At 62.8% G+C, this 10,975-nt stretch carries 11 protein-coding genes and 1 riboswitch; of the genes, 4 read left to right on the forward strand and 7 right to left on the reverse strand.

Annotated elements, in window-relative coordinates; genetic code table 11:
- The first annotated feature begins 20 nt into the window (after positions 1-20).
- Positions 21-626 (forward strand): TRAP transporter small permease, encoded by a 606-nt coding sequence (locus tag WD767_16725; protein MEX2617735.1) that lies wholly within the window; start codon positions 21-23, stop codon positions 624-626.
- A gap of 27 nt (positions 627-653) precedes the next feature.
- Entirely contained in the window at positions 654-1,952 is a 1,299-nt protein-coding gene (locus WD767_16730; GenBank protein ID MEX2617736.1) for a TRAP transporter large permease, read from the forward strand.
- A gap of 90 nt (positions 1,953-2,042) precedes the next feature.
- Here the strand turns inward: WD767_16730 and WD767_16735 are convergent, their stop codons facing one another.
- Positions 2,043-3,728 (reverse strand): thiamine pyrophosphate-binding protein, encoded by a 1,686-nt coding sequence (locus WD767_16735; protein MEX2617737.1) that lies wholly within the window; start codon positions 3,726-3,728, stop codon positions 2,043-2,045.
- A gap of 122 nt (positions 3,729-3,850) precedes the next feature.
- Between WD767_16735 and WD767_16740 the strand changes: the two genes are divergently transcribed.
- Positions 3,851-4,738 carry an NlpC/P60 family protein gene (locus WD767_16740; protein ID MEX2617738.1) on the forward strand — a complete coding sequence of 296 codons (888 nt, stop codon included), beginning with the start codon at positions 3,851-3,853 and terminating at the stop codon, positions 4,736-4,738.
- Between the two features lie 8 nt (positions 4,739-4,746).
- Here WD767_16740 and WD767_16745 read toward each other — a convergent pair whose 3' ends face one another.
- Both WD767_16745 and WD767_16750 read right to left on the reverse strand, forming a co-directional pair.
- Positions 4,747-5,937, reverse strand: a complete 1,191-nt coding sequence (locus WD767_16745; GenBank protein MEX2617739.1) for an MFS transporter — start codon at positions 5,935-5,937, stop codon at positions 4,747-4,749.
- 65 nt (positions 5,938-6,002) lie between these two features.
- Complete coding sequence (locus WD767_16750; protein ID MEX2617740.1) at positions 6,003-6,494, reverse strand: DinB family protein; 492 nt, start codon at positions 6,492-6,494, stop codon at positions 6,003-6,005.
- Positions 6,495-6,671: 177 nt separating this feature from the next.
- Here WD767_16750 and gcvA point away from each other — a divergent pair, with 177 nt between their 5' ends.
- Positions 6,672-7,568 carry a transcriptional regulator GcvA gene (gene gcvA / locus WD767_16755; protein ID MEX2617741.1) on the forward strand — a complete coding sequence of 299 codons (897 nt, stop codon included), beginning with the start codon at positions 6,672-6,674 and terminating at the stop codon, positions 7,566-7,568.
- Between the two features lie 81 nt (positions 7,569-7,649).
- Here gcvA and WD767_16760 read toward each other — a convergent pair whose 3' ends face one another.
- The 4 genes from WD767_16760 to thiO form a co-directional block, all read right to left on the reverse strand.
- Positions 7,650-8,444 carry a PhzF family phenazine biosynthesis protein gene (locus tag WD767_16760; GenBank protein MEX2617742.1) on the reverse strand — a complete coding sequence of 265 codons (795 nt, stop codon included), beginning with the start codon at positions 8,442-8,444 and terminating at the stop codon, positions 7,650-7,652.
- A gap of 24 nt (positions 8,445-8,468) precedes the next feature.
- Positions 8,469-9,239, reverse strand: a complete 771-nt coding sequence (locus WD767_16765) for a thiazole synthase (GenBank protein ID MEX2617743.1) — start codon at positions 9,237-9,239, stop codon at positions 8,469-8,471.
- 61 nt (positions 9,240-9,300) lie between these two features.
- Positions 9,301-9,510 (reverse strand): sulfur carrier protein ThiS, encoded by a 210-nt coding sequence (thiS, locus tag WD767_16770; protein ID MEX2617744.1) that lies wholly within the window; start codon positions 9,508-9,510, stop codon positions 9,301-9,303.
- Positions 9,507-10,682 carry a glycine oxidase ThiO gene (gene thiO, locus WD767_16775; GenBank protein ID MEX2617745.1) on the reverse strand — a complete coding sequence of 392 codons (1,176 nt, stop codon included), beginning with the start codon at positions 10,680-10,682 and terminating at the stop codon, positions 9,507-9,509. Before thiO ends, thiS begins: the two co-directional genes overlap by 4 nt.
- Positions 10,676-10,771: riboswitch (TPP riboswitch) on the reverse strand. (Overlaps the previous gene by 7 nt.)
- Positions 10,772-10,975: the final 204 nt, after the last annotated feature.

Consider the following 10,975-nt stretch of genomic DNA (forward strand, 5'->3'; position numbering starts at 1 on the left):
CAAAAGAAAGCAACCAGACAGTGCAGGAACTGCTGTACGTGCTGGGCGCGGACTTGGTTATCGCGATCATCGTTACGATCGCGGCAGCCAAGTCCGGTTTCGTCCTGGCGAAAATAGAGCGCGGCCTCACAATCGGCTCTACGCTTCTCATCCTTGTCACAATGGCGTTTGTCAGCCTGGAAGTGTTCATGCGCTATATCATGAACGCGCCTATTCCAGGTCACCTTGAGCTGTCATCGCTCTTTGTGCCGGTCATGGTCTTCGGCGCTATTTCCTACGCCCAGTCGCAGGATGCCCATGTGGGCATGTCGCTTATTATCGACAACCTGCCGCCAAGGGTGAAGAACAATGTCGAAATCGTCACCCTGCTGCTGACAGTCTTTACCTGCTCCGTTCTCAGTTACTTCAGTTTCAAGTTCGCCTATGGCGAATGGGAAATTGACAACGTGACCGAAACGCCGCCGTATTTCCTGACCTGGCCGTCGGCAGTGTCGATCCCCATCGGCTATGGCCTGGTTGCCATCCGTTGCTACCTGCAGGCGCTGCATCGAATTGCGCCCGATTACTATGAAGAGAAAGACATTGTCCACGATGTCGATCTTCTGGCGGAAAGCGCCGCTGAATAACCGGCAACTCAGTTACAGGTAGACATCATGGATCCGATCACCCTAGGGATAATCTCGCTTCTCGGCCTGACCGTCCTGCTTTTTTCCGGAATGCGCATTGCATTCGCAACCGCCCTTTGCGGCTTTATCGGCCTGTGGGCCCTGCGCGGGTATGCGCCCGCCGCCGGCCTGGCCTCGATGACCCCCTTCGGGCATCTGGAAAGCTACACCTTCCTGGTCCTGCCCCTGTTCATCATGATGGGCTTTTTCGCCTATTTTGCCGGCATCACCAAGGACCTCTACTTCACGGCGCGGCAGTGGTTCGGGCACCTGCCCGGCGGTCTTGCCATCGCCACGATCTTCGGTTCCGCCGGCTTTGCCGCCGCCTGCGGCGCGTCGACGGCCTCTGCCGCCGTCATGGGCAAGATCGCCCTGCCTGAGCTCAGGAAATACGGTTATGACGACCGGGTTTCGACGGGCTGCGTCGCCGCCGGCGGCACCATGGCGACCATGATACCCCCTTCGGTACTGATGGTCGTTTACGGCTTCATCGCGGAAGAATCAATTGGCGCGCTGCTGCTCGCGGGTATCCTGCCCGGTCTGATGGAAGCTGTCAGCTACAGCCTGATGATCTGGATCCGTTTCAAGATCAACCCGTCGCTCGGCAAGTCGATTCCCAAGGCGAGCATGCAGGCTCGGGTGCACTCCATCGGCGGCGTCGGCGGGATGATGATCCTCGTCGTGCTGGTCATGGGCAGTATCTATACCGGCATTGCGACGCCGACCGAATCCGCCGCTGTCGGCGCGCTGGGCGCCCTGCTGCTGGCCTGGAAACGGCTCACCGTGGCCACCTTCAAGAGCGTGATGCTGGAAACGGCGAAGACCACGGGCATGATTTTCGCCATTGTCGCCGGTATCCTGATCTTCGTGCATTTCCTCGGCTTCACGGGCATGCCCGGCGCAATCGCCGAAAATATCATGGCGCTCGACGCGCCGCCGATGGTGATCCTGATCTGCATCCTGCTTCTCTACCTGTTCCTCGGCATGTTCCTGGACGGTATTGGCATGCTGCTGCTGACGGTGCCGCTGGTCCTGCCGACGATCAAGGAACTCGGCATCGATCCTATCGTGTTCGGCGTGCTGGCCGTTCGCATGGTCGAGATCGGCCTGATCACCCCGCCGGTCGGGTTGAACGTCTATGTCCTGAAGGGCGTCGCCAAGGATGTCAGCATGGGCGACATGTTCCGGGGCTGCGGCTGGTTCGTTTTCGTCGACCTTATCAACGTCGCGATCCTGCTGGCCTTCCCGTCGATCATCCTGCTCATTCCCAGCACGATGATCAAATAGCGAAGCCGTCCGCAAAGCACAAAAAAACCCGGCAGCCATTCCGGTTGCCGGGTTTTTTTCGTGCCTGTTGCACAGATTGTTCGAAACGGGCTAGCGCTTGGCGGAAAGCCCCGCCTGCCGGACCTGGTCCAGTGTCGCGCTAGTTGAAATAACCTGCTGGTCGAGCTTGATTTCGATCAGCGAAATCCGGCCCGCCTTCAATGCGCCGTCAAAGGCCGGTGCGAAGTCCTCGGTCTTTTCCACCAGTGCGCCATAGGCGCCGAAGCTTTCGGCCCATTTGACAAAATCCGGATTGGTCAGCGCCGTCGCGACGATCCGTTCCGGATAGTTGCGTTCCTGATGCGCCCGGATCGTGCCGTACATGCTGTTGTTGACGACGATGATGATCGGGTCGATGCCGTACTGGGCCGCGGTCGCGAATTCCTGCGCCGCCATCATGAATCCGCCATCGCCGGCAAAACCGATGACCGGATGGTCCGGGCTGACCAGACGGGCGCCAATCGCGGAGGGCACGCCATAGCCCATCGATCCGCTGGTCGGCGCGACCTGGGTGCGGAACCGGGAATATTTCCAGAAACGCTGCGCCCAGCCGGAAAAATTGCCGGCGTCGGACGTAATCACCGCATCGGGCGCTTTGGCGGCGATCTCCTGCATGATGGCCCACATATCGACATTGCCCGGATGGGACAGGCTGGGTTTCAGGTTTTCCAGATAGGCCTGACGCCCGCTGTCGCCCCAGTCGCTCCAGTTCGGGGCGGCCACCGGCGTGGATTTGCGCGCCGCCGCGGCGAATTTGTCGACACCGGCCGCAATTGCCAGGTCCGCCTGATATACCCGGCCGATTTCATCCGGATCGGGATAGACATGGACGATCTTCTGCGTCGGGCGGGGCACCTTGACGATGGAATAGCCCTTGGTCGTCATTTCCCCAAGGCGCGCGCCGACCACGAGCAGCAGGTCGGCATCCGCCACCTGCTTCGACAGCGCATTACTGACGCTGGTGCCGAGTTCGCCGACATAGTTGGGATGATTGTTGTCGAACAGGTCCTGACAGCGGAACGAGGCCGCGGTCGGCAGGTTGTTGGCTTCGGCATAGGCGACAATATCGTCGCAGGCCTTCTGGTTCCAGCCGCCGCCGCCGACAATCATCAGCGGCTTCCGGGCCTGGGACAGCATGTCCTGCAGCGCCGCCATCTCGTCGGGGTCGACGCCGGGCCGGACCGTCTTGAAAGGATCCGCATCGGCAACGTCCGTCATGTCGCGCAACATGTCTTCCGGCAGCGCCAGCGCCACCGGACCCGGGCGACCCGACATGGCGTGATAGAACGCCTTGCTGAGCATTTCCGGAATGCGGTCGGCGCTTTCGATCTGTCCCGCCCATTTGCACAACGCGCCATAGAACTTCCGGTAGTCGAGTTCCTGGAAGGCTTCGCGGTATTCCTGATCGCGCGCCACCTGGCCGATCAGGATGACCATCGGGGTCGAATCCTGCATGGCCGTATGAACACCGGCGCTGGCGTGACAGGCGCCCGGACCGCGCGTGACCATAAGGATGCCGGGTTTGCCGGTCATCTTGGCATAGGCCTCCGCCATGTTCGCCGCGCCGCCTTCATGGCGGCAGGTGATGAACCTGATCTCGTTCGATGCATCGTGCATCGCGTCGATCACCGCGAGATAGCTCTCGCCGGGAACGCAGAAGGCCGTATCGACCCCGTGAATCTGCAACTGGTCGACCAAAACCTGTCCGCCGCTCCGCAGGCCTGCGCCTGTGCTCATGTTTACGCTCCTTCATGTCCCAGAATATCGGGCACGGGCCCGCCCTCCCGGAGGGACCCTGCCGCATGCTTGATTGAGAAACCCATATCACGGATGCCGCGATCGGGGAAAGTCATGATGCGTTGACAGCCGCCGGAAAGCGGCCTATTCCGCCAGCCATGGCCGATCCCGATCCCCGCATTCACCCGGTTCGACCCGACCTCGCGGCAGAGCATCTGCGCGATATGGTTGCGGCCCCGCGCTATGTCACGGGGACGGTACGAACCGTCGAGGCGGGTCGCGTCGCCCTGCGCCACTCGCCGGATGATTCCGCCGCCCTGGACACCGAATTGCTCCTTGGCGAAACCGTAACGGTTTATGACGACGACGGCGGATGGTCCTGGCTGCAAAATGAAACCGACGGATATGTCGGCTATGCCCGGTCCGATACGCTTGGCCCGCCGCTCGGCCCGCCAACGCACCGGGTCGCCGTGCTGCGCAGCTTCCTGTTTCCGGAACCGGACCTGAAAACGCCGCCCGGCAAACTGGCGAGCCTCCATGCCGCCCTCCGCGTTACCGGGCAGGAAGGATCCTACAGCCGGCTGAGTGACGGCAACTGGATCTATACCGCCCATCTGGCCGGCGCGGACAGGTTTGAATCTGATCACGCGGCCGTCGCGCTCCGGTTCCTCGGTACGCCCTATCTGTGGGGCGGCCGCAGCAGCATCGGCCTCGACTGTTCCGCGCTGGTGCAGCTTGTCCTGGCGCGCTGCGGCATATCGGCACCTCGCGATACCGACATGCAGTCAGCCGCCATCGGGACCGCCGTCGATTATTCCGGCGACGATGCTGTGCTGCGGCGCGGCGACCTTGTGTTCTGGCGCGGCCATGTCGGCATCTGGATCGACCGGGAAACTTTCGTTCATGCCAACGCGACCGACATGATGGTCGCCACCGGCCCGCTAGCGGACATCGCCGCACGCATCGAAGCCGCTGGCGCCGGCCCGGTCACCGCCGTCCGCCGTCCCTGACCCGAACGCTACTCAAACAGCCTTCCGCCCGGCCAGCGCCGCATCAGCAGGAACGCGGCAAGCCCGCCGGCGAAGGACAGCACTGTCATGGCGTGGAACGCACCGCCGCCATAATTGTCGAACAGTCCGCCCAGGAACGGGGCGATGATGGCCGATGCGATGCTCAGGGCGACGGCGCCATGCAGGCTTTGCGCGGTCGCGGACAGGCGGCCGGGAATCGCTTCGGCAATGAAGGCCATCGCCGCCAGATGCGCCGCGCCGAAGGTCACCCCGTGCAATGTCTGCGTCACGATCAGGACCGGCAGGGTCGTGGCATAGGCCAGCAGCGGCCAGCGGATCATTCCCGCGATGGCGGCCACGATGAACAGCCAGCCCGGCCGCAGGCGCGCCGTCACCCGCGCCCCCACGGCGAACAGCGCCACCTCTGCAATGACCCCCACGGCCCACAGGACGCCGATCATCGTGTCGCCGATCCCCGCGTTGCGCCAGTGCAGTGTCCCGAAGATGTAGACGACCAGGTGGCTGCTCTGCAGCAGGGCGCTTGCCAGCATCAGCAAGGCGAAGGTCGGATGGACGAACAGCCGCCAGATCGCCGACAGGCGCAGCGGCGCCGCGTCGACCCGCGAATCCGGCAGCAGCAGGCAAACCGCGAATACGCCGACGAAACTGGCCAGCAATATCCAGAAGATGACCGATTCCGGATAAAGCTCCAGCGCCTTGCCGCCGGCCAGCGACGCCAGGATAAAGCTGATCGAACCCCAGAGCCGCACCCGGCCATACTGAATCGGGCGCCTGCTCGTATTGACGATGGCCAGGCTGTCGCCCAGCGGCATGATCGTGCCCCAGGCCACGCCGACCAGGATCGCCACGAGGAAATACTGCCAGAATTCGGTACAGACGGCGTAAATCAGGAACCCGGCCGCCGTGATCCCGCTCAGCACCAGCAGCGGCCGCCGCCGGTCGCCGCGGCGGTCGGCGATCTGCGCGATCAGCGGGCTGGACAGGACCCGCGCAAAGCGGCCGACCGAGAACAGCAGGCCGATCTCGACCGGCCCCAGCCCCCGGCTCGCGAGCCAGACCGGCCAATAGGGCAGGTACAGCCCGGCATTGATGAAGACGAACACATAATACAGCGACAGCCGTATCGCGACCGACCGGTCCGACAGGTTGGCGTCATGCTGGTCGCTGGAAATTGCCATGCGCTGCGCAATAAGCGCGAACGCCCGGCGGCGCAACCGGTTTTCGCATCGCCGCGAAACCGGTGTTACCGGCCGCGAAAGAAGTACAGCATGTCCAGCGCCGGCGGGGCGACGTCGGTCTGGCTCAACATGTCATGGGCCTGGCCGCGGTGATGGGTCTGATGGTTGAAGAAATGCGCCAGCAGCGCCGCAAGCGCCATGCGCTGCGGGTCGCCGCTGGTGGTCTTGAACTGCACATCGCCGGCCATCGCTTCCTCGGTACTGTCGGCCATATAGGCGATGATATCCGCATCCATCCTTTCGCGCGCGGCGCGCAGCGCGGCCCGTTCGGCATACATTTCGGAGTCGAGCGCAATCGACGGCGAGGTGCCGTGCAGCCGCGACGTCCAGATCGTATCGCCGACCATCATGTGATTCAGCACGCCGTGGATCGACCCGAAGAATGCCTGCCGGGGCGCGAAATAGGCCTCATCCGCCAGCGTATCGACGGCATCGTACAGCCGGGTATTGGCCCATTTGTTATATGCCGCGAACTGCCTGAAATGCGTCAGCATCATTCTGTCGTTCCTCTCCATCGCCCCCCGCCAGAACCGGATTTAACCCTGTCCCGGTCCGGTTGAAAATCGATAAATTTTCCCCTTAAATTGAATTTTTCTCAATTATTATTGATTCATAAAAAATTGTAAGTTACTTTTATTAAATAATTTTTATGTTTTAAAGCTGAATATTTTTTAATGATGAATTCCGCACGCCTGCCGCCACTGAACGCGTTGCGCGCCTTCGAGGCAACGGCGCGCCTGATGACTTTGGCAGCGGCGGCCGAAGAACTCAACGTCACCCCCTCCGCGATCAGCCACCAGATACGCTCCCTGGAGGATGCGCTGGGCGTTCCGCTGTTCCACCGGGTCAACCGGCGCCTGACCCTGACCCGGGAAGGCCGGCTTCTGCTGCCGGGCCTGTCGGATGCCTTCCGCCGGATGGTGTCGGCCATGTCCGCGCTGGAGTCGAACAAGCGCCAGGGCGTGCTGACGGTGAGCACACTCGAGACCCTGGCCATGCACTGGTTCATGCCACGGCTGCCGTCCTTTCAGGACACCCATCCCGAAATCGAAGTCCGTATTTCGACGACGATCCGCGTGGTCGATTTCGAGCATGACGACATCGATCTGGCCATCCGGCACGGGCGCGGCGCCTGGCCGGGCCTGTCGTCCGACTTCCTGTTTTCGCTGGAGACCATTCCGGTCTGCAGCCCCACCCTGGCAACCGCCAAAGCGCCGCTCGACAATCCGGCGGACCTGTCGCGGCATATCCTGCTGCATACCGATGCCAGCCCGGATGAATGGCCGGACTGGCTGGCCAGCGCGGGGCAGCCCGGACTGACGCCGTTACGCAGCCTGATCTTCGAAAAGACAAACTTTGCCCTTGCGGCGGCCATGAAGGGAATCGGCGTCGCCATCGCGGACCGGCATATCGTGGCCGAAGACATCGATACCGGCCGGCTGATCGCCCCCTTCGCGCATGCTCTCAACCGCGATACCGGATATTATCTGGTGTATCCGTCGAACCGCGCCGAACATCCCAAAATCAGAGTTTTCCGGGACTGGCTGTTGTCCGTCGCACAGGACCATTGAGGGCTCTATTTTCATTAAGGTCGATCAGATTCACGTGATTGTTGGATCGCCATCAGCGATTCCAGCAAACCACGATCTGATCTATAAGCGGATCACGCCTTCCAGGAACGGCGTTACCTGCCCTGTCAGGATAATCCGGTCGCCGGCGACCGTGCATCCGACCGCGCCGCCCCGCGGCGACAGTTGCCGCGCATCGAGCACGGGACGCGCCAGCCGTTCCGACCAGTAGGGCGCCAGCACGCAATGCGCCCGGCCGGTGACGGGGTCTTCGTTCACCCCCTTCGCCGGCGCGAAATAGCGCGAGACGAAATCGCAGTCGCGCCCCGGCGCCGTCACGATCAGTCCGGGCCGATCCAGCGCGCCAATGGCGGCAAAGTCGGGTTTCAACCCCCGGATTTCATCTTCGGACTCGAAGATCGCGACATAATCCGTATCGCCCCGCCGGCACCCCATGGGAACCGCCCCCAGCGCCCGGGCCAGCGCGTCCGGTACCGTATGCTGCCGGGTTCGCAGGGCCGGAAAATCCATCGACAGCCGCTCACCGGACCGGATCACGGTCAGCGGCCCGCTTTTCGTCCGGAATGTCACTGTATCGCCGAAATGCGTCGTCTTGTGGAAAACGACCCAGGCGGTCGCCATGGTCGCATGGCCGCACAGCGGCACCTCGACCCGTGGCGTAAACCAGCGCAATTCATGCGCCGCATCAGTCGCAACGCAGAACGCGGTTTCCGACAGGTTGTTTTCCGCCGCAATCGCCTGCATCACCCCGTCATCCAGCCACGACTGCAGCAGGCATACCGCCGCGGGATTACCGCTGAACGGGTGCTCCGGCCCCAGGGTAAAGGCATCGAGCTGATAGACAGCGTACTCGGCCACGGGTTATCCCGCCGCGGACCGGCTTCAGCCGCCGACCATTCCGGCCTTCGGGCTGGACGCCTCCGCATAGAGCTTGCGGGGGATCCGGCCCGCCTGCCAGGCCAGTCGCCCGGCCTTCACGCCGTAATTCATTGCTGTCGCCATCGCGACCGGATCGCGCGCCTTGGCGATGGCCGTATTCAGCAGAATGGCGTCACAGCCGAGTTCCAGCGCGATGGCCGCATCGGATGCCGTGCCGATCCCCGCATCGACGATAACGGGGACGGAGACCTGATCGCGGATGATCTCGATGTTATACGGGTTGCGCAGCCCCATGCCCGATCCGATCGGCGCGCCCAGCGGCATAACGGCGGCGCAGCCGATATCCGCCAGCTTGCGGCAGGTGATCGGGTCGTCGCTGCAATAGGGCAGGACGATGAACCCGTCCTTCACCAGTTCGTCGGCGGCGGCCAGCAGGTGCTCGACATCGGGATACAGGGTTTCCTCATCGCCGATCACTTCCAGCTTGATCCAGTTCGATTCCACCGCCTCGCGAGCCAGTTGCGCGGTCAGCACCGCGTCTCTCGCCGTATAGCAGCCGGCGGTGTTCGGCAGGATGTGGTATTTGTCGCCGATCATGTCGATGACGCTTTCGCCACCGCCGGTGACATTGATCCGGCGGATCGCCACGGTGACGATTTCCGCGCCGGATGCTTCGATGGCGTCCATCATGACCTGGTTATTGGGATATCCCGACGACCCGATCAGCAACCGGGAGCCGAAGGTCTTGTCCGCAATGGTGAATGTGTCGCTCATGATTTCAATCCGATAGTCCGTATTCTGTTCGATTTTGCCCGATTTTTGATTCCGGTCGCCATCAGCCGCCGGATACCGGTTTGACGATTTCGACATCGTCGCCGGCCGATACGCACTTCTCCGCCCAGTTCCGCCGCGGCACAACCGATCCGTTCAGCGCCACGGCCACAAAGCGGGCGTTTTCATCGACGCCTTCCTCGCGCAGGATTTCGACAATTGTCGAGGCGGCGACGGTTCGCGCCGCGCCATTTATCCTGATATCTAGGCTCATACCTGTCCCCTTGCCACCTGCCGCGATTCGGACAGGTGGAACCTGTCGATCCCGAACGGCTGTATTGCCGTCCGGATATGCCCATCCAGCACAAAGCGGCTGACCGCGTCAATTGTCACGGGCGCCAGCAACACGCCGTTCCGGTGATGCCCGGTCGCGACGACAAGCCCGTCCACGGGGGTTGGCCCCAGAATCGGCGCATCGTCCCGACTGGTCGGGCGGAAGCCCACCCACATCTCCTTCACCGGCAATTCCTCGATCTGCGGCAGGATTTCCCAGGCCGCCTCCAGCAGCCGGAATATGCCGCCCGCCGTCAGGTCGCGGTCGAATCCCTTGTCTTCCACCGTCGCCCCCAGGATCAGCGTGCCGTCGCGGCGCGGGACGATATAGATGCCCGGGCCCCAGAGGACATGGTCGATGACCGGCGCGCGCGGATCCATGCGCAGCGATATCACCTGCCCCTTCAGCGGCCGGACCGGCGGCCGCGCCAGCGGCGGCAAGCCGTCGATATCGTAGGACCAGGCCCCCGCCGCCAGCAGCACGACATCGGCTTCGTGCAGGCGGCCGTCGACGACGACGCCGCGCACCCGGTTGCCCGTGACATCGACCGCATCGACCGTCGCATGTTCGTGCAACGCCCCGCCGGCCGCCAGAAACGCGGCGCGCAATGCGGTGACCAGTTGGCGGTTATCGACCTGATGGTCCTTCTGGCTGAACACGGCGCCGCTGACGCCCGGCGCCAGGTGCGGTTCCATGCGCCGCGCCTGTCCGCCGGTCAGCCAGCTTATCTCCAGTCCAAGGCCGCGCTGGAATTCATAGGTATTCCGCAATTCCGCCACGTCGTCGCGATGCGCCGCGACGACCAGCGTTCCCTCGTCCCGGTAACCGACATCAACGCCGGATACCGCCGCCAGTTCTTCGGCAAAGGCCGGCCAGGCGGCCTGGCTTTCCAGATTGAGAGCGAGCAGCGCCTCCTCGCCGGGTTCGGTTTCCACATGCGCGGCCAGCATGCCGGCGGCGGCCCAGCTTGCTTCCCGACCCGCCTCGCCCCGTTCGAAGATATCGACCCGGCAACCGGCCACCGCCAGCCGCCAGCCGATGCCCAGACCGCAAATGCCGCCGCCAATGACGGCGACGCTTGGCCGGATAGAACTAATGGATTTTTCGCTCATTCGAAACAGCTCCCTACGCTGGCATTATCCAGGTCAGGTTTGTTGGGTATGATCTCAGCCGGAAACATCCGGCACCCCAGCTATCGGCAATAGTAAATCAAGTCCACGAATTTGAAAAGTGGCTCGCGGCTATCGTCCCCGACCGCCCCCGCCGGTCGTGGAGCCTGGCTCCCACCGTCTGGCCATTCTCCAAGGTCACGACATCGCCCTGCTGTAATGCCCTATTCCGTGGATATGGCCTCGCCTACCGAAATCTGCAACCCCACCGCAGAAACTGACCGTAATGTGCAAAA

This window comes from Alphaproteobacteria bacterium (genome assembly GCA_040905865.1).
Classification (GTDB): domain Bacteria; phylum Pseudomonadota; class Alphaproteobacteria; order UBA8366.

Excerpts from the sequence above, each read along its gene's own strand:
- WD767_16735 (MEX2617737.1), bottom strand. The coding sequence starts at position 3,728 with ATGAGCACAGGCGCAGGCCTGCGGAGCGGCGGACAGGTTTTGGTCGAC.
- thiO (MEX2617745.1), bottom strand. The coding sequence starts at position 10,682 with ATGAGCGAAAAATCCATTAGTTCTATCCGGCCAAGCGTCGCCGTCATT.
- WD767_16730 (MEX2617736.1), top strand. The coding sequence starts at position 654 with ATGGATCCGATCACCCTAGGGATAATCTCGCTTCTCGGCCTGACCGTC.
- WD767_16745 (MEX2617739.1), bottom strand. The coding sequence starts at position 5,937 with ATGGCAATTTCCAGCGACCAGCATGACGCCAACCTGTCGGACCGGTCG.
- gcvA (MEX2617741.1), top strand. The coding sequence starts at position 6,672 with ATGATGAATTCCGCACGCCTGCCGCCACTGAACGCGTTGCGCGCCTTC.
- thiS (MEX2617744.1), bottom strand. The coding sequence starts at position 9,510 with ATGAGCCTAGATATCAGGATAAATGGCGCGGCGCGAACCGTCGCCGCC.
- WD767_16765 (MEX2617743.1), bottom strand. The coding sequence starts at position 9,239 with ATGAGCGACACATTCACCATTGCGGACAAGACCTTCGGCTCCCGGTTG.
- WD767_16750 (MEX2617740.1), bottom strand. The coding sequence starts at position 6,494 with ATGATGCTGACGCATTTCAGGCAGTTCGCGGCATATAACAAATGGGCC.